Annotated in this window: 19 protein-coding genes; 7 read left to right on the top strand and 12 right to left on the bottom strand. The window is 72.5% G+C overall.

The features are described 5' to 3' along the window. Position 1: 1 nt before the first annotated feature. Positions 2 to 571 (bottom strand): ribosome maturation factor RimP, encoded by a 570-nt coding sequence (gene rimP / locus ACO06A_RS16440; protein ID WP_421733274.1) that lies wholly within the window; start codon positions 569 to 571, stop codon positions 2 to 4. A 129-nt stretch (positions 572 to 700) separates the two neighbouring features. Here rimP and ACO06A_RS16435 point away from each other — a divergent pair, with 129 nt between their 5' ends. Further along, entirely contained in the window at positions 701 to 1,747 is a 1,047-nt protein-coding gene (locus ACO06A_RS16435; protein WP_421733273.1) for a DUF4439 domain-containing protein, read from the top strand. Between the two features lie 11 nt (positions 1,748 to 1,758). Here the strand turns inward: ACO06A_RS16435 and ACO06A_RS16430 are convergent, their stop codons facing one another. Next, a complete protein-coding gene (locus tag ACO06A_RS16430; RefSeq protein ID WP_421733272.1) occupies positions 1,759 to 3,555 on the bottom strand; it encodes a proline--tRNA ligase in 1,797 nt (598 codons plus the stop codon). A gap of 64 nt (positions 3,556 to 3,619) precedes the next feature. Here ACO06A_RS16430 and ACO06A_RS16425 point away from each other — a divergent pair, with 64 nt between their 5' ends. Next, positions 3,620 to 4,510, top strand: a complete 891-nt coding sequence (locus ACO06A_RS16425; RefSeq protein WP_421736084.1) for an Fpg/Nei family DNA glycosylase — start codon at positions 3,620 to 3,622, stop codon at positions 4,508 to 4,510. Positions 4,511 to 4,547: 37 nt separating this feature from the next. On the opposite strand, the gene ACO06A_RS16420 is transcribed toward ACO06A_RS16425, so the two are convergent. The 3 genes from ACO06A_RS16420 to ACO06A_RS16410 all read right to left on the bottom strand — a co-directional run bounded on the left by ACO06A_RS16420 (position 4,548) and on the right by ACO06A_RS16410 (position 8,107). Further along, positions 4,548 to 5,474, bottom strand: coding sequence for a GNAT family N-acetyltransferase (locus ACO06A_RS16420; protein WP_421733271.1), 927 nt, complete (start codon positions 5,472 to 5,474; stop codon positions 4,548 to 4,550). A 79-nt stretch (positions 5,475 to 5,553) separates the two neighbouring features. Continuing rightward, complete coding sequence (gene ispG / locus ACO06A_RS16415) at positions 5,554 to 6,714, bottom strand: flavodoxin-dependent (E)-4-hydroxy-3-methylbut-2-enyl-diphosphate synthase (RefSeq protein WP_421733270.1); 1,161 nt, start codon at positions 6,712 to 6,714, stop codon at positions 5,554 to 5,556. Positions 6,715 to 6,796: 82 nt separating this feature from the next. After that, positions 6,797 to 8,107 (bottom strand): M50 family metallopeptidase, encoded by a 1,311-nt coding sequence (locus ACO06A_RS16410; protein ID WP_421733269.1) that lies wholly within the window; start codon positions 8,105 to 8,107, stop codon positions 6,797 to 6,799. 206 nt (positions 8,108 to 8,313) lie between these two features. Here ACO06A_RS16410 and gabT point away from each other — a divergent pair, with 206 nt between their 5' ends. Further along, positions 8,314 to 9,660, top strand: a complete 1,347-nt coding sequence (gene gabT / locus ACO06A_RS16405; protein WP_421733268.1) for a 4-aminobutyrate--2-oxoglutarate transaminase — start codon at positions 8,314 to 8,316, stop codon at positions 9,658 to 9,660. Here gabT and ACO06A_RS16400 read toward each other — a convergent pair. From ACO06A_RS16400 to ACO06A_RS16375, 6 genes are all read right to left on the bottom strand, one after another. Beyond that, positions 9,657 to 10,940 carry a saccharopine dehydrogenase family protein gene (locus tag ACO06A_RS16400; protein ID WP_421733267.1) on the bottom strand — a complete coding sequence of 428 codons (1,284 nt, stop codon included), beginning with the start codon at positions 10,938 to 10,940 and terminating at the stop codon, positions 9,657 to 9,659. The two genes, gabT and ACO06A_RS16400, sit on opposite strands and share 4 nt — an antisense overlap. Before the next feature lie 17 nt (positions 10,941 to 10,957). Next, positions 10,958 to 11,704: an ABC transporter permease gene (locus tag ACO06A_RS16395; RefSeq protein WP_421736083.1), complete on the bottom strand. Its 747-nt coding sequence runs from the start codon at positions 11,702 to 11,704 to the stop codon at positions 10,958 to 10,960. Between the two features lie 116 nt (positions 11,705 to 11,820). Continuing rightward, the gene (locus ACO06A_RS16390; protein ID WP_421733266.1) at positions 11,821 to 12,741 is read right to left on the bottom strand and encodes an ABC transporter permease; all 921 of its coding nucleotides are present in this window, start codon (positions 12,739 to 12,741) and stop codon (positions 11,821 to 11,823) included. Beyond that, positions 12,738 to 13,913, bottom strand: a complete 1,176-nt coding sequence (locus ACO06A_RS16385; protein ID WP_421733265.1) for an ABC transporter ATP-binding protein — start codon at positions 13,911 to 13,913, stop codon at positions 12,738 to 12,740. Before ACO06A_RS16385 ends, ACO06A_RS16390 begins: the two co-directional genes overlap by 4 nt. Next, entirely contained in the window at positions 13,910 to 15,145 is a 1,236-nt protein-coding gene (locus ACO06A_RS16380; RefSeq protein ID WP_421733264.1) for an ABC transporter substrate-binding protein, read from the bottom strand. The genes ACO06A_RS16385 and ACO06A_RS16380 overlap by 4 nt, the downstream gene beginning before the upstream one ends. 154 nt (positions 15,146 to 15,299) lie before the next feature. Further along, complete coding sequence (locus tag ACO06A_RS16375; RefSeq protein WP_421733262.1) at positions 15,300 to 16,748, bottom strand: gamma-aminobutyraldehyde dehydrogenase; 1,449 nt, start codon at positions 16,746 to 16,748, stop codon at positions 15,300 to 15,302. Positions 16,749 to 16,922: 174 nt separating this feature from the next. Between ACO06A_RS16375 and ACO06A_RS16370 the strand changes: the two genes are divergently transcribed. From ACO06A_RS16370 to ACO06A_RS16360, 3 genes are read left to right on the top strand one after another with little or no spacing between them, the layout of a single operon-like run. After that, entirely contained in the window at positions 16,923 to 17,399 is a 477-nt protein-coding gene (locus ACO06A_RS16370) for an Lrp/AsnC family transcriptional regulator (RefSeq protein WP_421733261.1), read from the top strand. Continuing rightward, positions 17,396 to 18,781: an aspartate aminotransferase family protein gene (locus ACO06A_RS16365; protein WP_421733260.1), complete on the top strand. Its 1,386-nt coding sequence runs from the start codon at positions 17,396 to 17,398 to the stop codon at positions 18,779 to 18,781. Before ACO06A_RS16370 ends, ACO06A_RS16365 begins: the two co-directional genes overlap by 4 nt. After that, entirely contained in the window at positions 18,778 to 20,133 is a 1,356-nt protein-coding gene (locus tag ACO06A_RS16360) for an NAD(P)/FAD-dependent oxidoreductase (RefSeq protein WP_421733259.1), read from the top strand. Before ACO06A_RS16365 ends, ACO06A_RS16360 begins: the two co-directional genes overlap by 4 nt. Before the next feature lies 1 nt (position 20,134). Here the strand turns inward: ACO06A_RS16360 and dxr are convergent, their stop codons facing one another. Next, positions 20,135 to 21,292, bottom strand: a complete 1,158-nt coding sequence (dxr, locus tag ACO06A_RS16355) for a 1-deoxy-D-xylulose-5-phosphate reductoisomerase (protein WP_421733258.1) — start codon at positions 21,290 to 21,292, stop codon at positions 20,135 to 20,137. A gap of 40 nt (positions 21,293 to 21,332) precedes the next feature. On the opposite strand from dxr, the gene ACO06A_RS16350 reads away from it, so the two are divergent. Next, positions 21,333 to 22,010, top strand: coding sequence for a PadR family transcriptional regulator (locus ACO06A_RS16350; RefSeq protein ID WP_421733257.1), 678 nt, complete (start codon positions 21,333 to 21,335; stop codon positions 22,008 to 22,010). The last annotated feature ends 3 nt before the right edge of the window (positions 22,011 to 22,013 follow it).

Below are 22,013 nucleotides of genomic sequence, written 5' to 3'. Positions count from 1 at the left end.
CTCAGCTCTCCTCGCCGGCGGCGTCGCGCCCGGCCTCGTCGTCGTCCACAGGGCCGATGCCCGACAGGTCCACCTCGACGTGCGCCTCGCGCACACCCGTCAGGAGCACGCGGACCGGGTCACCCACCACCGGCTTGCGTCCCTTGCGGCCCGGCGTCACCGGCATGACCACGACGGCGTCGCCGTCCGGGCCGGTGCGGTCCACCTCGGTGATCCGGCCCGCCAGCTTGGTGCCGTCCGTCAGGGTGAGGGTGACCATGCGCCCGACGGCGCGCGTGAAGTGGCGGCGCTCCGTCAGCGGGCGGTACACACCCGGGCTCATCACGTCGAGCGTGTACTCGCCGACGATCACGTCGGCCGCGTCGAGGGCGTCGGAGACCGCACGGGTCGCCTCGGCCACGCGCTCCAGGTCCAGACCGCCCTCGTCGTCCTCGGTCACGTCGACGACCACCTCGACCACCGACCGCGCACCGGTCCTGCGCACCGTGACGTCCTCGAGCACGAGACCCCCGGCCACGACGGCAGGCTCCACGACGCGCCGGACCCGTTCTGCGTGTGCTGGCGCGACCATGTCAGCCTCCTGTCGGTCCAGCGGGTCGTCGGCGAGCGACGTTGCGACCCTGTGATGTTGTGGGACCACAGTAACGAGTCCGGGCGTGCCCGACGGCCGCGCCCCGGCGGCATGGCAGGATCACCGGCGATGAGCACCGACCGGGACCTCGCAGCGCGGCACGATCTCGCGCGCCCGCTGGCCCGGGTGCTCGCCGTGGCCGTGATGGTTCTCACCCTCGCGGCGTGCGGTCTGCGGGCCGAGACCCCGCCCCCGGTCGAGCCCAGCCCGGACGCTCTCGAGCAGATCCGCGCCCGGACGGTCGCCGACTCGGCGGCCCTGTCGGCCGCTGCGTCGGCGGCGGCGCTGCTCCCCGACGGCGCGGTGGAGCCGGTCGCCCCGGTCCTCGCGGACGTCGTCGGGTACTCCGACCAGCATGCCGACCAGCTCGGGGGCGTGTACGTCTCCGGCCTGCCGACCCCCACGGACTCCCCCACAGCGAGCCCCCCGACCACCGGCTCGGTCGCCGAGGTGCTGGAGCAGCTGGCGGCGGCGACCCGCACGGCCCTCACCGACGCGGACGCGGTGCCCGACGGCTCTCTCGCTCGACTGATCGCGTCGGTCGCCACGTCCCGTGGGGAGCTCACCGAACGCCTGGCCGGCGCCACCGGCGCCCCGGTGCCGGCCCTCGCGCCCGACGAGGCACCCGCCGCGACCGATCCCGCACCGACCCCGGCGGGCACGACGGCGACCACTGGGGTCGACGGTCTGACCACCGGCGACGTCGGCGTGCTCGCGCTGGTGCACGACGAGGCCGGCTACGGGTTCGAGGTGATCGCCGCCAAGCTCTCGGGCGACCAGCGCACGGCTGCCCGCGCCGCGGCGGCAGCGCACCGCGCCACGAGCGAGGACTGGGCGGCCGCCGCCGGCATCGACGGGTCCGCGCAGGACCCCCGCCGCGCGTCCTACGCGCTGCCCGCCGGGCTCGACGACCCCGCCGCGTCCGCCGCCCTCGCGCGCACGCTGGAGACCGCCGTCGCCGACGCGTACGCCAACGCCGTCGCCCAGGCCGAACCGGGCAGCCGGTCCTCGCTCATCGCTGGGCTGCGCCGCGCGACGGCCGACGCCGCCACGTGGGGCGCGGCGCACGTCCCGTTCCCGGGCCTGCCGGAGCGGGCGCAGCAGCCGACCGGCTGACGCCGGCGACGTCAGCCGGCGAGCAGCTCGGCGACGAGGGCAGCCACCCGGTCGGCCGCCTCGGCGACCGGCACCTGTTCGGTGGTGCCGCCGACGCGCGGGCGCACCTCGACCACACCCTCGGCCAGCCCGCGTCCGACGACGACCACCAGCGGGACACCGAGCAGCTCCGCGTCGGCGAACTTCACGCCGGGCGAGACCTTGCCCGGGCGGTCGTCGTAGAGCACCTCGATCCCGCGCGACGAGAGCTCGGTGGCGAGCGCGTCGGCGGCCTCGAACACGGCCGGGTCCTTGCCCGTGGCGACCACGTGCACGTGCGCCGGTGCGACGTGCGCGGGCCAGGCCAGCCCGCGCTCGTCGTTGTTGGCCTCCGCCAGGGCGGCGAGCACGCGGGTGACACCGACGCCGTAGGAGCCCATCGTCACCACCTGCGCCTTGCCGTTCTGGTCCAGCACGGTGAGGCCGAGCGCCTGGGCGTACTTGCGCCCGAGCGCGAAGATGTGGCCGATCTCGATGCCGCGCGCCAGCTCGAGCGGGCCGGAGCCGTCCGGCGCGGGGTCGCCGGCGCGCACCTCGGCCGCCTCGACCGTGCCGTCGGCGGTGAAGTCCCGCCCTGCCACCAGGTCGAACACGTGCTTGCCGTGCTCGTTCGCGCCGGTGATCCACCGGGTCCCCGCGACGACGCGCGGGTCCAGGAGGTAGCGGACCGCCGTGCGCTCGGCGCCGTCCGCCACGAGCACGTTCGGGCCAACTGCCCCGGGGCCGAGGTAGCCGCGGACCAGCTCCGGGTGCGCGGCGAAGTCGGCGTCGCCGGCAGCCTCGACCTCGGCGGGTGCGACCCCGGCCTCGAGCCGCTTGAGGTCGACCTCACGGTCGCCGGGCAGGCCGACCACGAGCAGCTCGCGCTCGCCGGTCGGGTGCACGAGGGCGAGGACGACGTTCTTGAGCGTGTCCGCGGCGGCCCACGGGCGGTCCGGACGCGCGAACCGCTCGTTGGCGACCGCCACCAGGGTGTCGATGGTCGGCGTGTCCGGGGTGTCCTCGACGTGCGCGGCCGGGGCGTCGTCGAACGGGATCGCGTCCGGCACCACGGTGGTGACCGCCTCGACGTTCGCCGCGTAGCCGCCCGGCGAGCGCACGAACGTGTCCTCGCCGATCGCGGTGGGGGTGAGGAACTCCTCCGAGCGCGAGCCGCCCATGGCGCCGGACGTCGCGGCGACGATGACGTACTCGAGGCCGAGCCGACTGAAGATCCGCTCGTACGCGTCCCGCTGCGACTGGTAGGAGGCCGCCAGCCCCTCGTCGTCGATGTCGAACGAGTAGGCGTCCTTCATGATGAACTCGCGACCACGGATGAGCCCGGCGCGCGGACGCGCCTCGTCGCGGTACTTCGTCTGGATCTGGTAGAGCGCGAGCGGCAGGTCCTTGTACGAGGAGTACAGGTCCTTGACCAGCAGCGTGAACATCTCCTCGTGCGTCGGCGCGAGCAGGTAGTCACCGCCCTTGCGGTCCTTGAGCCGGAAGATGTTCGGCCCGTACTCGGTCCAGCGTCCGGTCGCCTCGTACGGCTCACGGGGCAGCAGCGCCGGGAAGTGCACCTCCTGCGCACCCGCGGCGGCCATCTCCTCGCGGACCACCTGCTCCACCTTGGCCAGCACGCGCAGGCCCAGCGGCAGCCAGGAGTAGATGCCGGGGGCGGCGCGGCGGATGTAGCCCGCGCGCACGAGCAGCCGGTGGCTGGCGACCTCGGCGTCGACCGGGTCCTCACGCAGCGTGCGGAAGAAGAGCTGGGACAGGCGGATGAGCATGCACGGAGCCTAGTTGCCCGCGATCCATGGGCCGTACGCGATTTCGTGGGGTTGGATGGTGCTCGTGCCGGAGCTGCCCGAGGTCGAGGCGCTCGCGCAGTTCCTGCGCGGGCGGATGGTGGACCACGCCGTGACCGAGGTGTCGGTCGGCGCCATCAGTGCGCTGAAGACGTTCCGCCCGGCGCCGGACGCGCTGGTCGGCGGGACCGTCGTGGACGTGCAGCGGCACGGCAAGTGGCTGGACGTCATGGTCGCCACCCCGACCGGCGAACCGCTGCACCTGATCTGGCACCTCTCGCGCGCGGGCTGGGTGCGCTGGTCCGAGCAGCTGTCGACCAACCCTGTCCGACCCGGGAAGTCGCCGCTGGCGCTGCGCGTGCGCATCGACGACGGCTCGGGCTTCGACCTGACGGAGGCGGGCACCCGCAAGCGGCTGGCGGTGCACGTGGTCGAGGCTCCGGACGACGTCCCGCAGATCGCGACGCTCGGCGTCGAGCCGCTGTCCGACGAGTTCACCGAGGACCGCCTCGCCGAGCTGCTCGCGTCGCGGAACCAGCAGGTCAAGGGGCTGCTGCGCGACCAGGGGACGATCGCGGGCATCGGCAACGCCTACTCGGACGAGATCCTGCTCGCCGCCCGGATGAGCCCCTTCGCGATGACGAGGTCGTTCGACGCCGACCGCACCCGAGTCCTCTGGGAGGCGATCCGCGAGGTGCTCACGGGGGCGGTGGGATCGGCGTCCGGCAAGCCCGCCGCCGAGCTCAAGGACGCCAAGCGGCGCGGGATGAAGGTGCACGGCCGGACGGGCCAGCCCTGCCCGGGCTGGAACGACGTGCCGTGCGGGAACACGGTGCACGAGGTGTCCTTCGCGGACTCGTCGCTCCAGTACTGCCCCACGTGCCAGACCGGCGGCAAGCCGCTGGCGGACCGGCGGATGTCGAGGCTGCTGCGGTAAGCGTCAGCGCTTGAGGGTCAGCGCCAGAAGGTCAGCGCTAGAAGAGGACGGTCGCGTACGTGCCGACCTGCCGGAAGCCCACCGCGCGGTACGCCGCGAGCGCCCGCTCGTTGTAGCTGTTCACGTACAGCGACACCAGCGGCGCCACCTCGCCGCGGGCGATCTGCACCACCGCGGCCATCCCCGCCTCGGAGAGCCGTTCGCCGCGCCGGTCGGGGGCTACCCACACGCCCTGCACCTGGGCCACGCCCCCGGCGACCGCGCCGAGCTCGGCCTTGAACACGACGTCCGCCGCGGGTCGGCGTGCCAGCCGCCGGTCGGAGACGGGTGCCGACGGGTCGATGCGGACGAACGACCGGCCCTGGGCGATCAGTCCGTGCACGCGGGTCTCGTACGGTCCGCCCGGGCCGCTGACCGGCGAGTAGCCGACCTCCTCGGTGAACATGCGCACGCATGCCGGCAGCACGACGTCGAACTCCTCGGGCCGGGACCGGCGCACGCGCGGGTCGGCCGTCACCAGAGGGGCGTGCTCGATCACCATCGAGGGCTGGTCGTCGCGGACCTCGCGGGCCGCGGGCCAGAAGTACCGTAGCCGGCCCCACAGGCCGAGCACGGCGTCGGCGGGGCCGACGATGGACGAGCAGCGCCTGCCCTGCCCGCGCGCGAGCCCGGCGAAGGCGTCCAGCGCCCGGCTCACGACGCGCGGGTCGTCCACGGGGACGACCGGGACCATGTTCGCGCCGGCGAAGCAGACCGCGAGGAGCTCGCCGTCCTCCTCGTACCCCCAGATGGTTCCACCGGCGGCCCGCAGGGTCCGTCCGACAGCCTGTTCGAGCCGCGCCGTCGCCAGCACGGAGCCGACCGCGTCCCGGGCACAGACGGCCAGGGCGCTCTCGAGGTCGACGTCACCGAGGACCCGACCTCCGGCCCGACCATCGAGCAGAGCAGCGCGGCGTTGCACCATGGGTAGATCCTGCACCACGGGCGTCCGGTTCACCCGATCTCCGACACGTCGATCGAGTGAACGTTGGGTGCGGACACCCTCAGCCGACGGTGACGACGGGTGAACCGTCGCCCGACTCGACCGGGTCCATGCTCTCCGCGAGGCGCATGGCCTCCTCGATCAGGGTCTCGACGATGAGCGCCTCGGGCACGGTCTTGATGACCTGACCCTTGACGAAGATCTGTCCCTTGCCATTGCCGGACGCGACGCCCAGGTCCGCCTCACGGGCCTCGCCGGGACCGTTGACGACGCACCCCATGACGGCGACGCGCAGCGGCACCTCCATGCCCTCGAGGCCCGCCGTGACGCGCTCGGCGAGCGAGTACACGTCGACCTGCGCACGACCGCAGGAGGGGCAGGACACGATCTCCAGCTTGCGCGGACGCAGGTTCAGCGACTGGAGGATCTGGATGCCGACCTTGACCTCCTCGACCGGCGGCGCGGACAGGGACACGCGGATGGTGTCGCCGATGCCCTTGCTCAGCAGCGCGCCGAACGCGGTGGCGGACTTGATGGTGCCCTGGAACGCGGGGCCGGCCTCCGTCACGCCGAGGTGCAGGGGCCAGTCGCCGCGCTCGGAGAGCAGCTCGTAGGCGCGGACCATGATCACGGGGTCGTTGTGCTTGACCGAGATCTTGAAGTCGCGGAACCCGTGCTCCTCGAACAGCGACGCCTCCCACACGGCCGACTCGACCAGAGCCTCCGGGGTGGCCTTGCCGTACTTGGCCAGCAGCCGCGGGTCGAGCGAGCCGGCGTTGACGCCGATCCGGATCGACGTGCCGGCATCGGTCGCCGCGCGGGCGATCTCCTTGACCTGGTCGTCGAACTTGCGGATGTTGCCCGGGTTCACGCGGACCGCGGCGCAGCCGGCGTCGATGGCGGCGAACACGTACTTCGGCTGGAAGTGGATGTCGGCGATCACCGGGATCTGCGACTTGTGCGCGATCGCGGGCAGCGCGTCGGCGTCGTCCTGCGTCGGCACGGCCACGCGCACGATGTCGCAGCCGGCGGCGGTCAGCTCGGCGATCTGCTGGAGCGTCGAGTTGATGTCCGTCGTCTGCGTCGTGCACATGGACTGGACGCTCACCGGGGCGTCGCCGCCGACGTCGATCTTTCCGACCTTGATCTTGCGGGTCTTGCGCCGGGGTGCCAGGACCAAGGGGGGCGCCTCCGGCATGCCGAGGCTGATCGGGATGCTCACCTGGTCATCATCGCACCCGGCCGGTCCGGCGCCCGCTCCAGAGGGCCCGGTGTGCACGAGATCACCCCGGGGCCCTCACGGATCAGATCTGCACCGGGTTGACGATGTCCGCGTAGATCAGCAGCAGGCCCACGGCACCGAGCAGGATGAACACCGAGTACGCCAGCGGGACCAGCTTGGCCGAGTCGAACGGGCCGGGCCGGGGCAGTCCGCGCACGCGCGCGACCTGGCGCCGGGCACCCTCCCACAGAGCCGCGACGACGTGGCCGCCGTCGAGCGGTGGGAGCGGGATCAGGTTGAAGACGAACAGGGCGATGTTGAGCGCGGCGAGCATCTGGAGCAGCGAGGCCGCCTTGAGCTGCCAGCCGATGCCGTCCGTCGTGGCGATCTCCCCTGCGAACCGACCGATGCCGACCACACCGATGATGCTCGTCTCGTCCCGGGGCGTGTCGTTGACCTGCGACTGGACCAGGTCCACGACGCGGCTGGGCAGCGTGGCGACGACCGTGATCGTCTGCCAGGTGGTGTCGGCGACGGCCGCGGGCACGCTGAGCGGGGACTGCCGGACCATCTCCTGCGACGGAGTGATGCCGAGGAAGCCGACCGGCTCGGTCACCGCGTCGCCGGCGGCGTCGAGGACCGGCTCGTCGTTCGCGTCGTAGACCGGACGTTCGGCCACGATCGGCGTGATGGTGAGGTCGACCAGCTCGCCGTCGCGCTCGACGACGACCGGGACGGCCTCCTCGCCGGTGCCGCGGATCAGGCCGGAGAGCTGGTCCCAGGACGTGACCTCGGTGCCGGCGAAGGACACCACCGTGTCCCCGGGCTCAAGCCCGGCGGCGGCTGCGGGTGCGGCGACGTCGGAGGACGTGCACGTCCTCGTCGCGGGCGCGTCGGCCGGCAGGACGCACTGCGAGACCCCGGCGAGGTGCGGCGTGTACGTGGGCAGACCGAAGCCGAGGAGCACCACTGCCATGAGCACGAACGCGATGACGAGGTTCATCACCGGGCCGCCGAGCATGACGACCAGCTTCTTGGGGGTCGACAGGTGGTAGAAGGCGCGGTCGTCCTGGCCGGGCAGGATCTCCTCGGCGCTGGCCTGGCGGGCGTCCTTGGCCAGCCGACCCAGCCACGTGCGGGCGGGCGGGTTGCCGACGGCCGCGTCGGGCGGGTACATGCCCACGAGCCGCACGTAGCCGCCGAGCGGGATCGCCTTGAGGCCGTACTCGGTCTCCCCCCTGGTACGCGACCACAGGGTGGGTCCGAAGCCGATCATGTAGTGGCTCACGCGCACGCCGAAGCGCTTGGCGGGCACCATGTGCCCGACCTCGTGCAGCCCGATCGACAGCAGCAGCACGACGACCACGATGAGCACAGCGACCAGGTACGCCATCGACCCCTCCGTCAGGAACCTGCGCGCACGCGCCAGGGCGGGGCCGTCGTCGACCCGCGCGGGGCCATCTTCCCCTGTCTCCCTGGGAACCTCCTGCACGCGCGCCCTGACCACCCGATCGGCGGGGTGCGGTGCTCCCACCACCGGTCGGCGGATTTCGTCGCGCGATGCTTTCCCGAGCACGAGATCGGCACTAGCGTCCCCTCATGACCACCGTTTCCCTCCCTGCGTCCCCCCTAGAGCAGCGCCGCGTCCTGCGCACGACGATCCCGGGTCCCCGCTCGGTCGCCCTGGGCGTGCGGCGTGCGGCGGCGGTCGCGGCGGGCGTGTCGTCCACGCTCCCCGTCTACGTGGCGCGGGCCTCGGGGGCGGTCATCGAGGACGTCGACGGCAACGTGCTCATCGACCTGGGCTCCGGCATCGCCGTGACGTCGGTCGGCGCCAGCGCGCCCGAGGTGACCGCGGCCGTCGCCGCGCAGGCCGCCGACTTCACGCACACCTGCTTCATGATCAGCCCGTACGAGGAGTACGTCGCCGTGTGCGAGGGGCTCGCGCGGGTGACGCCCGGCACCCACGACAAGCGGTCGGTGCTGGTCAACTCCGGCGCGGAGGCCGTCGAGAACGCGGTGAAGATCGCCCGGCGCGCCACGGGCCGCCCCGCGGTCCTGGTGCTCGACCACGCGTACCACGGGCGCACCAACCTCACGATGGCGATGACGGCGCGGGCCATGCCCTACAAGACGGGTTTCGGACCGTTCGCGGGCGAGGTCTACCGGGTCCCCGCGTCCTACCCGCTGCGCGACCCGGGGGGCATGACCGGCGAGCAGGCCGCGCTGCGCGCGATCGACGTCGCCGAGCGCCAGGTGGGCGCGGACCAGGTGGCCGCACTGGTCGTCGAGCCGATCCTCGGCGAGGGCGGGTTCGTCGTGCCGGCTCCCGGGTTCCTGTCGACGCTGGCCGCCTGGGCGGCAGACAAGGGCATCGTGCTGGTGGCCGACGAGGTGCAGACCGGGTTCGCCCGGACGGGTGCCATGTTCGCGATGGAGCACGAGGGGGTCGTCCCCGACCTCGTCGCCCTGGCGAAGGGCATCGCGGGCGGCCTGCCGCTCGGTGCGGTCACGGGGCGCGCCGAGCTGCTCGACGCCGTGCACGCCGGCGGCCTCGGCGGCACGTTCGGGGGCAACCCGCTCGCGTGCGCGGCCGCGCTGGCCTCGCTCGAGATCTACGAGCGCGACGACCTCGCCGGTGCCGCGCGGGCGATCGAGGCCGCCGTCCTGCCTCGCCTCACCGCGCTCCAGCACGATGTCCCGGCGATCGCCGACGTGCGCGGCCGCGGAGCCATGCTCGCGCTCGAGCTGGTCCGGCCCGGCACGCTCGAGCCCGACAAGGCGGCGGCGCAGCGGGTCGCGGCTGCCTGTGCGGCGCAGGGGGTGCTGGTCCTCACGTGCGGCACCTGGGGCAACGTCCTGCGGCTGCTCCCGCCGCTGGTCATCGGCCACGACCTGCTGGACGAGGCGCTGACCGTGCTCGAGGACGCGCTCCGCGCCCGCTAGGACGGGACGCGCTCCTCCAGGCCCCACGGGGAGCCGTAGCCCTCCGGGGTGGGCGCCGCGAGCAGCTCGAGGAACGGGACCGGGTCGAACGCCTCCGGGCCGAGCACGCCGGTCCCGCTCCACGTGCCCGCGGCCAGGAGCTCGAGCGCGACGACGGGGTTGACGGCGGTCTGCCACACGACGCACTGGGCGCCGTACTCGGCCATCGACCAGGCGTTGTCGACCAGGTGGTACAGGTACACCTCGCGCGGGGCGCCGTCGGTGCCGGTGCCGGTCACCAGCAGGCCGGCGCACGTGGACCCGGTCATGCGCGGGCCGATCGTGGCCGGGTCCGGCAAGGAGGCGGCGACGACGTCCCGTGGGCTGACCTGGACGCCCCGGACCGTCACGGGCTCCGTCTTGTCCAGGCCGAGGCGGTGCAGCGTCTGGAGCACCCCGATGAACTCCTCGCCCAGCCCGTACTTGAACGTCACCTTCCGGGCGTCCACCCAGCGGGGCATCAAGAGCACCTCCTCGTGCTCGACGTGCACGCACTCCACGTCACCGATCGGGTCCGGGAACCGGAACACCTCGGGCTCGTGGAACGGCGCCACGGTGAACCAGCCGTCCTCCAGCCCCGAACCGGCCTCCGCGCGGTCCGCCGACCAGATCACCGGCGGGTTGAGGCACTCCTCGATGGTGGTCCAGATGGAGAACGAGGGCGCGAAGATCGGCTCGCCGTCGTCGCCCAGCACCTCGAGGTTCGCGCCGTCGCGCACCCCCAGCTCGTCGATCGCGGAGAACAGGTGGTCGGCGGCGTACCGCGCGAAGACGTCCGACAGCCCGGGCTCGACGCCGATGCCGACCAGCGCCAGCTGCCCGTCGGCCTCCCACGTCCCGGCCCGGGCGAACTGCTCGTCGCCCAGCTTCACACCGGGCAGCTCGTACGGGCGCTCCGGGTGGGCGTGGGACAGGGACATCGCCATGTCCAGGTAGTGCGCGCCGGCAGCGTGCACTCCCTCGAAGATCGGCAGGACGAACCGAGGGTCGACCGCGTTGAGCACGTGGGTGGCCCCGTGCTCGCGGACCAAAGCCTCGACCGCCGACGCGCTGGACGCGTCGACCACGGCGGCCGCGAACCGGCCACCCACGACGTCGTGCGCGCTCGCCGCCTCGACCGTGCGCTGCGCGCGCCCGAGGTCCACGTCCGCCACGACCAGCCGCTCGAAGAACCGCCGACGCGCCGCGATCCGGGCGACCGCGTCGCCCACCCCGCCGCTGCCGACCACCAGGATCCGCACGAGTGTCGCCTCCGACCTCACTGTGTCGTTCGCGGCGCCGAGAGCCGCTTGCTCCGGGCGTAGCCGAGCACCTGGACCAGCACGACGATAGCCAGGGCTAGGACGAACATGAACGAGCTGATGACGTTGGCCTGCGGCGGGATCCCGCGGGTGGCCGACACATACACGAACTTGGGGAACGTGGTGTACGAGCCCGACGTGAAGTTGGTGACGATGAAGTCGTCGAAGCTCAGGCTGAACGCGAGCAGCGCGGCGGCGGCGATGCCCGGGATGAGCAGCGGGAACGTGACGCGCCAGAACGCCTGCCACGGCGACGCGTACAGGTCGGCCGCGGCCTCCTCGAGCGCGGGGTCCAGGCTGGAGACCCGGGCCTTGACCGTGACGACGACGAAGCTGATGCAGAACAGCACGTGCGCCGCGACGACCGTGCCGAAGCCGAGCGGGACCCGCAGCGTGAGGAACTGCGCGAGCAGCGCAGCGCCGAGCACCACCTCGGGCGTGGACATCGGCAGGAAGATCAGCAGGTTGGTCAGCGCGCGGCCCCGGAACCGGAACCGGACCAGGGCGATCGCCACCAGCGTGCCCAGGGCCGTCGCGACGAGGGTCGACACGACGCCCACCTGGAGGGAGTTGGCGAACGCCTCGCACACCTGGGGCGCACCGCAGGGGTTCTGCCAGTTGTCCAGCGTGAAGCCGCGCCAGACCAGGTTGGTCTTGCCGGCGTCGTTGAACGAGAACATGACCGTGTACGCGACGGGCACCATGAGGTAGACGAACGCCAGCGCGGCGAACACCGGGACGATCAGGTCCCCGAGCCGCCGGCGGGGGCGGCGGGCGGGCGGTGCCGCGGTCGTCGTCTCGACGCGGTCGAGCACCGCGGTCACAGCAGGTCCTCCGTCCCGGACCGCCGGATGTACGCCCCGACGAGCAGCAGGATCGCGACCATGAGGACGACGGACAACGACGCGGCCGTCGGGTAGTCGAGCACCTTGAAGAACCGGGCGTCGATCACCTGGCCCACCATGGCCGTGTTGGTGTTGTTGCCCAGCAGGGACGCGTTCACGTAGTCGCCGGCGGCCGGGATGAACACCAGCAGCGTGCCCGCGACGACCCCGGGCATGGACAGCGGCCAGGTGACCGTGCGGAACGTGGTCGTCGGCGAGGCGTACAGGTCGGCGCCGGCCTCGAGGAGCCGCGAGTCCAGCCGCTCCAGGGCGGCGAAGATGGGCAGGACCATGAACGGCAGGAAGTTGTAGGTGAGCCCACTGACCACGGCGAACGGGGTCGCGGTCAGGCGCTCGTCGGCGGGCAGCAGGTGCAGCCAGTGCAGGAGGGTCACCACGAGGGCGTCGTCGGCGAGGATCTGCTTCCAGGCGATGGTGCGCAGGATGAAGCTGGTGAAGAACGGCGCGACGACCAGCACGAGGAGCAGCCCCTGGAGGAGCTTGCGACCCCGGGCTCGGACCGCGATCGCGTAGGCCAGCGGGTAGCCGATGACCAGCGACGCCACCGTGGCCAGGAACGCGAACCAGAACGAGCGCAGGATGGCCGGCCAGAACTGGGCGATCGCGTCGGTGTAGTTCTGCCAGTGCAGCGCGGGCTGGTACTCCCCCACGTCGCCGCCCGGCACCGGGACGTACAGCGAGGTGGCCAGCAGCGCGCCGACGGGGACCACGAAGAAGAGCACCAGGTAGACCAGGCCCGGCCCGAGCAGGACGAGGTGGGCGCGCTGGGCGGTCCGCCGCGGCGGTGGGGCCGAGTCGCCGGAGGCGCTCTCGCCGAGAGCGGTGGCGATGCTCACGGCTCGTCGTCCAGGTCGACCGTGCCCTCGTCGCGAGCCTGCGCACCGTCGAGCCCGAACGTGAAGTCGACCGCCCAGGCCAGCCGGACCGAGGAGCCCACGGTGACGGTGGCACCGCCGAGCAGGTTCTGGGCGAAGACGCCGAACGTGCCGAGGCCGGCGACCTCCACCTGGTACTGCGTGCTCACGCCCATGAACGAGACGTCGGTGACGACCCCCGGGCCGAGCACGTTCTCACCCCGGCCGGGAGCCTGGTCGCCCACCAGCAGCCGCATCTTCTCGGGCCGGGCGCCGACGAGCACGGCACCCTCCGTGCGCACGGCGCGCGCGAGCGGGACCAGCACCCGCGTGCCGCGGACGTCCACGCCGAGCAGGCCGCGCTTGGTCAGCCGCTCGGTCACGGTCCCCGCCACCAGGTTGGACTGCCCGAGGAAGTTGGCGACGAACGAGGTCCGCGGCAGCTCGTACAGCTCGGCCGGCGAGCCCAGCTGCTCGATCCGCCCGCGGTTCATCACGGCGACCGTGTCGGCCATGGTCATGGCCTCCTCCTGGTCGTGCGTGACGTGCACGAACGTGAGCCCGACCTCGGTCTGGATCCGCTTGAGCTCCAGCTGCATCTGGCGCCGGAGCTTGAGGTCGAGCGCACCCAGCGGCTCGTCCAGGAGCAGGAGCGCCGGGCGGTTCACCAGCGCGCGGGCGAGCGCGACCCGCTGCTGCTGACCGCCGGAGAGCTGGGCCGGCTTGCGGTCGGCGAGGTGCCCGAGCTCCACCAGGTCGAGCCCGTCGGCCACGCGCCCGGGGATGCCGCTCGCGCGCGAGCGCTTGAGCCCGAACGCCACGTTCTCCCGCACGGTCAGGTGCGGGAAGAGGGCATAGCTCTGGAAGACCGTGTTGACCGGACGCTGGTGCGCCCGCGTGCCGGTCACGTCCCGGCCACCGATGGAGATCGTCCCCGCGCTCGGCTGCTCCAGCCCTGCGACCATCCGCAGGGTCGTCGTCTTGCCGCACCCCGACGGTCCGAGCAGCGCGAAGAACGACCCGGACGGGATGGTGAGCGTGAGGTCGTCCACCGCGACGAACGTGCCGAACGCCTTGGTCACGCGCTCGATCTCGAGCGCGGCACCACCCGAGGCCGTCGCATCCGCCAGGGAGGCGGAGGCGGTCGTCGTCATGCGCCGATCACGGTGAGGAACTCGCCGTTGTAGCGCTCCTCCTCGTCCGGGTCGAGCGTCCGGAACACGCTGACGGTCGCCAGGATCTCGTCGGTCGGGAAGATCATCGGGTCCTCGGCCAGCTCCGGGTCGATGGCGACCATGGCCTCCTGCGCACCCTGCACCGGGGTGATGTAGTTGACCCAGGCCGCCACCTGCGCCGCGACCTCGGGGTCGTAGTAGTAGTTCATGAGGTCCTCCGCGTTCGCCAGGTGCGGCGAGCCGACGGGCACCATCAGGTTGTCGCTCCAGAGCGTCCCGCCCGACTCGGGGATGGCGAACTCGAACTTGCCGTCCGACTCGTAGTTGAGCGAGGTGATGTCCCCCGACCAGCCGATCACCGCGATCGCGTCGCCGGACGCCAGGTCCTGCGTGTACGCGTTGCCGCGGACCTGCCGGATGTGGCCCGAGTCGATCTTCTCCTTGAGCACCTCGAGCGCCGAGTAGAACTCGCTGTCGCTCCAGTCCCCCGCGGGGTCCACCCCCTGGTCGAGCATGATCAGGCCGACCGTGTCGCGCATCTCGCTGAGCACCTCGACCCGCCCGGCCAGCTCCGGCGCCCACAGGTCCGACAGCGTGTGCAGACCGCCCGGCACCTTCTCCTTGTCCCACGCCAGCCCGGCGAACCCGGACTGCCACGTGAGGGAGTGCGTGCGGCCCGGGTCGAAGTCGACGTTGGCCAGGCTGGACAGGATGTTGTCCGCGTTGGGAATCCGCGCCTTGTCCAGCGTCTGGGTGTAGCCGAGGCGGATCATCCGCGCGGCCATCCAGTCGGTCAGCGTGATGACGTCGTAGCCGATGTCCTGCCCGTTCTTCAGCTGGCCGGAGACCTTGCCGTAGAACGCGTCGTTGTCGTCGATGTCCTCGGCGTAGGTGGCCGACAGGCCCGACGTCTCCTGGAACGCCTGGAGCGACGGGTAGCTGGTGCCGTCGTCGTCCTGGTCGAGGTACTGCGTCCAGTTGGCCCAGCGGACGATCTTGTCGGTGTCCGAGAGGTCCTCGGCGCTCGAGCCGGCAGCCGACGGCGATCCGGTCCCGCACGCGGCCAGCACCGCCGCCGCTCCAGCGGTCCCGAGCGCGGCCACCAGGAACGAGCGCCGCGACAGGTTCGCCTGCCGCCCTCGGTGCGAGGCCTGCGCGACGAGCGCACGGACGCGCGGGTCGGCGGGGGCAGGGCGGCGGTGGGGGCTCATGAGGCTCCTAGGGTGCCGGAGGGTGCCGCCGAGGACGACGGGTGGCTGGATCCTCGCAAACAGACGGCCGTCCAGCAAGGAATCCGTCGCCCAAGCACCCGCCCGCAACGAAAATGTTGCACGGATGGAACATTCGACCCCGGGATCCGTCGGCTCAGGCGTCGAAAGCGGACATCACGTGCTTGATCCGCGTGTAGTCCTCGAACCCGTACATCGACAGGTCCTTGCCGTACCCGGAGTGCTTGAACCCGCCGTGCGGCATCTCGGCGACGAACGGGATGTGGGTGTTGATCCACACCACCCCGAAGTCCAGCGCCCGGGACACCCGCAGCGCCCTGCCGTGGTTCTGGGTCCACACCGAGCTGGACAGTCCGTAGCGGACGCCGTTGGCCAGCGTGATGGCCTCGTCCTCGTCGGTGAACGTCTGGACCGTGATGACCGGACCGAAGATCTCGTCCTGCACGGCCTCGTCGTCCTGCTGGAGCCCCGCGACGACGGTGGCCTCCACGAAGTAGCCGACGTCGCCCACCCGGTGCCCGCCGGTCACGATCGACGCGTGGTCGGGCAGCCGGTCGAGGAACCCGGTGACGCGGTCCAGCTGCAGCGCGTTGTTGACCGGTCCGAACGCGACGTCGGGGTCGCTCGGCACCCCGGTGCGCTGCCCCTTGGCCGCCTCGGCGAGCGCCGCCACGAAGTCGTCGTGCACGGAGGCGTGCACCAGCACGCGGGTGGCGGCGGTGCAGTCCTGCCCGGCGTTGTAGTACCCGGCGCCGGCGATCCCCTCGGCGGCCGCCGCGAGGTCCGCGTCGGCGAACACGATCACGGGCGCCTTGCCGCCGAGCTCCAGGTGCACGCGCTTGACGTTGGCCGCGGCGGCCTCGGCCACCTGCGAGCCGGCGCGCACCGAGCCCGTGATGGCCACCATGTCCGGGCGCTGGTGGGAGACCAGGGCGCGGCCGGTGTCCCGGTCGCCGCACACGACGTTGAGCACGCCCGGGGGGAGCACCTCGTTGGCCACCTGCCCGAGCAGCAGGGTGGAGGCCGGCGTCGTGTCGGACGGCTTGAGCACGATCGTGTTGCCGGCCGCGAGCGCGGGCGCGATCTTCCAGATGGCCATCATCAGCGGGTAGTTCCAGGGCGTGACCTGGCCGACGACGCCGACGGGCTCGCGCCGCACCCAGGACGTGTGCCCGGCCATGTACTCCCCCGCGCTCAGCCCGTCGAGCACCCGGGCGGCGCCGGCGAAGAACCGCAGCTGGTCCACGCAGGGCGGCACCTCGTCGGTGGCGGTCAGGTGCAGCGGCTTGCCGGTGTTGCGGGACTCGACGGCGACGAACTCCTCGGCGCGCTGCTCGATCGCGTCGGCGAGACGCAGGAGGGCGAGCTGGCGCTCGGCCGGCGTCGTGCGGCCCCACGTGGTGAACGCGTCGGAGGCTGCCCCGTACGCAGCGTCGACGTCCGCGGCCCCGGAGAGCGGCGCACGGGCGTACTCGACGCCGGTCGACGGGTCGATCACCGCCGTCGTGCGGCCGTCCGCGGCGGGACGCTGGGCGCCGCCGATCACGTTCTGCAGCTCGACGGTCTGGTCGGTGGCCTGGCTCACGTCAGTTCTCCTCACGGTCGGTGCGCCGCACGCTACGCCGCTCGCGCCCGTTACGGGAGGTCAGAAGGGGCCGTTGCGCCGATCCTGGGGGCGTGAACGCCGAAATCAGAAGTTCACACGGCCTGTCGCGACGGATTCCTTGCATTGAGGCCCTCTGCGCACCACCATCGGCGGGTGAGCACACGCAGACCCGTGCCCGGGCACCCGGTTCTCGACGACGTCTCCAAGGCGATCGTCGAGCAGCTCCAGGAGGACGGCCGGCGACCCTACGCGGCGATCGGCAAGGCGATCGGCCTGTCCGAGGCGGCAGTGCGCCAGCGGGTCCAGCGCCTCACGGACTCCGGAGTCATGCAGATCGTCGCGGTGACCGACCCGCTCCAGGTCGGGTTCACCCGCCAGGCGATGATCGGGCTGAAGTGCGAGGGCGACCTGTCGCTGGTGGCCGACGCGCTCGCCGCACTGCCCGAGGTCGACTACGTGGTCATCACCGCCGGCGGCTTCGACCTGCTGTGCGAGGTGGTGTGCGAGGACGACGACCACCTGCTCGAGGTGCTCAACCAGAAGATCCGCTCGCTGCCCGGGGTGCGGACCACCGAGACGTTCGTGTACCTGAAGCTGCGCAAGCAGCTCTACAACTGGGGGACCCGATGAGCACGACACCACTGACGAGGCTCGGTACCGAGCGTTCCGAGGCGGCGAAGGCCCACCTCTGGGGCCACTTCACGCGGCAGAGCGCCTGGGACCACGGCGTCCCGACGATCGTGCGCGGCCAGGGGCACCACATCTGGGACGACCAGGGCCGCAAGTACATCGACGGGCTCTCGGGGCTGTTCGTCGTGCAGGCCGGGCACGGCCGCAGCGAGCTGGCCGAGGCGGCACGCGTCCAGGCGGAGCAGCTCGCGTTCTTCCCCCTCTGGTCCTATGCCCACCCCCAGGCGATCGACCTGGCGGAGCGGCTCGCGGCCTACGCCCCGGGCGATCTCAACCACGTGTTCTTCACCACCGGCGGCGGCGAGGCCGTCGAGACCGCCTGGAAGCTGGCCAAGAACTACTTCAAGCTCACGGGCAAGCCGAACAAGTACAAGGTGATCTCGCGGTCCATCGCGTACCACGGCACCACCCACGGCGCCCTGTCGATCACTGGCCTGCCCTCGCTGAAGCAGCAGTTCGAGCCCCTCGTCCCGGGCGCCCACAAGGTGCCGAACACCAACGAGTACCGGGCGCCCGAGCACCTGCGCGACGACCCGAAGGCCTTCGGCCGGTGGGCGGCCGACCGCATCGGGGACGCCATCGAGATGGAGGGCCCGGACTCCGTGGCCGCGGTGTTCCTGGAGCCCGTGCAGAACGCCGGCGGGTGCTTCCCGCCGCCCCCCGGGTACTTCGAGCGGGTGCGCGAGATCTGCGACCAGTACGACGTGCTGCTCGTCTCCGACGAGGTCATCTGCGCGTTCGGGCGCATCGGGTCGATCTTCGCGTGCGACGACTTCGGCTACGTGCCGGACATGATCACCTGCGCCAAGGGCATGACCTCGGGGTACTCCCCCATCGGAGCCCTCATCGCCTCCGACAAGCTGTACGAGCCGTTCAGGACCGGCAACGCGTCGTTCGCGCACGGCTACACGTTCGGCGGCCACCCCGTGTCGGCGGCGGTCGCCAATGCCAACCTGGACCTGTTCGAGCGCGAGGGCATCACCGCGCACGTCAAGGAGTCGGCGCCGGCGTTCCGGCGCACGCTCGAGGGCCTGCTCGATCTGCCGATCGTCGGCGACGTCCGCGGTGAGGGCTTCTTCTACGGGATCGAGCTGGTCAAGGACAAGGCCACCCGGGAGACGTTCGACGACGACGAGAGCGAGCGGTTGCTGCGCGGCTTCCTGTCCGGGGCGCTGTACGAGGCCGGGCTGTACTGCCGCGCCGACGACCGCGGCGACCCGGTCATCCAGCTCGCCCCGCCGCTGACCTGCGGGCAGGCGGAGTTCGACGAGATCACCGGCATCCTGCGCGGCGTGCTCACCGAGGCCTGGGCCCGCCTGTGACGGCGCCCCTCTCGCTCTGGTTCGACCAGCTGCCCGACCTCGCCCCGCTCGAACCGCTCGACGGGGACGCCCAGGCGGACGTCGTCGTGGTCGGCGGCGGTCTGACCGGGCTGTGGACCGCGTACTACCTGCTCGAGTCGGACCCGTCCCTCGACGTGCTGGTGATCGAGGCCGAGGTGGTGGGGTTCGGCGCGAGCGGGCGCAACGGCGGCTGGTGCTCGGCCCTCCTGCCCGTCTCGGGCGACGAGCTGGCGCGCCTGCACGGGCGCGACGCCGCCGCGGCGATGCGCGCCGCCATGCGTGACACCGTCGTCGAGGTCGGTGGCGTGGCCGCGGCCGAGCAGATCGAGTGCGGGTTCGCGTTCGGCGGCACGGTCACGCTCGCCCGCAACCGCCCGCAGCTGGAGCGCGTCGCCGAGGGCGTGTCCACCGACGCCCGCTGGGGCGACGAGTCCCACCTGCTCGGCGCCGACGGGGTCGAGGAGCACATCCGGGCCACGAGCGTGGTGGGCGGCTCATACACGCCGGACTCCGCCCGCATCCAGCCGCTGCGACTGGTCCGCGGGCTGCTCGACGTGGTGCTCTCCCGCGGCGCCCGGGTGGCCGAGGGGACGCGCGCGCTGCGGCTGTCCCCGCGCGCGGTCGTCACCGACCACGGCATCGTCCGGGCGCGCTACGTGGTCCGCGCGACCGAGGCCTGGAGCGCGCACCTGGCCGGCTCCGGCCGCGAGGTCGCCCCCGTGTACTCGCACATGATCGCCACCGAGCCGCTGCCGCCCGAGGTCTGGGCGCAGATCGGGCTCGACCGCGCCCAGACGTTCACGGACGCGCGGAACCTCATCGTGTACGGCCAGCGCACGACGGACGACCGGATCGCGTTCGGCGGCCGTGGCGCGCCGTACCACGTCGGCTCCAGCATCCGCCCGGAGCACGACCAGGCACGCGCCACCGCTGCCCACCTCGCACGCGAGCTCGTGGACCTGTTCCCGGTGCTCGAGCGGGCCGAGATCACCCACCACTGGGGCGGGCCGCTGGGCGTGCACCGCGACTGGCACCCGTCGGTCGGGCTGGACGACGACGGGATCGGCTGGGCCGGCGGCTACGTCGGCGACGGCGTCGCGATGACCAACCTCGCCGGCCGCACGCTCGCGGACCTGATCACCGGGTCGGACAGCGAGCTGACGAGGCTGCCGTGGGTGGGCCACCGCTCCCCCGCGTGGGAGCCGGAGCCCCTGCGGTGGGCGGGCATCACCGCGACGCGCAAGGCGACCACCTGGGCGGACCGGACCGAGGCCCGCACCGGCCACGCGAGCCGGTGGAGCGGCCTCCTCGAGCACGTGCTCGGGCACTGACTCAGGCGCGCGCCAGGAGCTCCTGCGCGCGGGCGCGTGCCCAGACCTCGGCCGCCAGGACCGCGTCCAGCGTGAGGGAACCCGCGGGAGTCCCGTCGTGCTCGCCGAGCACGCTCTGGACGGTCGACACGATGTCGAGGAACCCGATCCGCCCGGCCAGGAACGCCTCGACGCACTCCTCGTTGGCCGCGTTGTAGACCGCCGGGTGGGTGGCCGACGCCGCGAGCGCGTCGCGCGCCAGGCGGACCGCGCCGAACACCTGCTCGTCGAGCGGCTCGAACGTCCACGCGGTCGCGGCGGACCAGTCGCACGGCGGTGCGGCCTCGGGCACCCGGTCCGGCCAGGACAGCCCGAGCGCGATCGGCAGGCGCATGTCCGGCGGCGACGCCTGCGCGAGGGTCGAGCCGTCCACGAACTCCACCATCGAGTGCACGACGGACTGCGGGTGCACCACCACGGTGATGTCCGCGACGGGCACGTCGAACAGCAGGTGCGCCTCGATGAGCTCCAAGCCCTTGTTCATCAGGGTCGCCGAGTTGATCGTCACCACCGGCCCCATCGACCAGGTGGGGTGCGCGAGCGCCTGCTGCGGCGTCACCGCCTTGACCTCGTCGAGCGACCGGCCGCGGAACGGCCCGCCCGACGCGGTGAGGATCAGCCGCCGGACCTCCGCGTGCGTGCCGCCGCGCAGCGCCTGCGCGATCGCCGAGTGCTCGGAGTCCACCGGCACGATCTGGTCGGGTCGCCGGCGCGCGGCGTGCACCAGCCGCCCGCCGACCACCAGCGACTCCTTGTTGGCCAGCGCCAGCGTGCTGCCCGCCTCCAGCGCCGCGAGCGTCGGACCCAGCCCGATCGACCCCGTGACGCCGTTGAGCACGACGTCGGCGCCGCGCCCGGCCAGCTCCGTCGACGCCTGCGGTCCGGCGAGGACCTCGACGCCCGGCAGCGCGTCGCGCAGCCGCTCCTCGGCCCGGGGGTCGGCGACGGCGACGGTGGCCACGCCGAGCTCGCGGGCCTGCCGGGCCAGCAGGTCGACGTCGCTCCCGCCCGCGCTCAGACCGGTGACCGTGAACCGGTCGGGGTTGCGGGTGATGACGTCGACGGCCTGGGTACCGATCGACCCCGTGGACCCGAGGAGGACGACGCTGCGCTGTGTCACGCTCCCCATCTTCGTGCATGGCCCGTGGCAGGATCGCCGCATGCCCGCCCCTGCGACGCCCCCGGGGTCCGCGACCCGCCTCCTCGTGCTCGGCTGCGTGCGGATCTTCCAGCCCGTGCACGGCTACTTCCTGCGCCGGGAGCTGGTCACTTGGGAGGTCGACCGGTGGGCCCACGTGCACCCGGGGTCGATCTACAACGCCCTCAAGTCGCTGAGCCGCTCGGGGCTGCTGGAGGAGGTCGGCGTCGTCGCCGACGGACCCCGACCGCCGCGGACGACGTACCGGCTGACCGCGGCGGGCGAGGACGAGTTCCTCACGCTCGTGCGTGCCGGACTGCTCACGGTCGACGACCCGACGCTGTTCCTCACCGCCGTGAACATGTCGTTCGTCCTCTCCCGGGACGAGGTCGTCGCCGCCGTGACCAGCCGGATCGCCCTGCTGGAGGAGTATCTGGCCGACCTGGCGAGGCAGGTCCGGGAGATCCTCGCGGCCAAGGACACCCCCGACACCGCCACCGAGGTACCCCGGCTGATCAGCGCGCGGACCCAGGGCGAGCTGGAGTGGGCCCGCGACTACCTCGACCGGATCCGCACCGGCGCGTACGCGTTCCAGGGCGAACCGCCCCTCTGGTCACCGACCCCGGAGCAGGTCGAGATCGCTCGCGCCGCGGGGGTCGGTCCGGGGGTCATCATCGCGATGGCCGAGGAGAACGCGTAATAG

This window comes from Cellulomonas sp. (assembly GCF_965229465.1).
Classification (GTDB): Bacteria; Actinomycetota; Actinomycetes; order Actinomycetales; family Cellulomonadaceae; genus Cellulomonas.
This window is presented reverse-complemented; position numbering and strand designations above follow the sequence as displayed.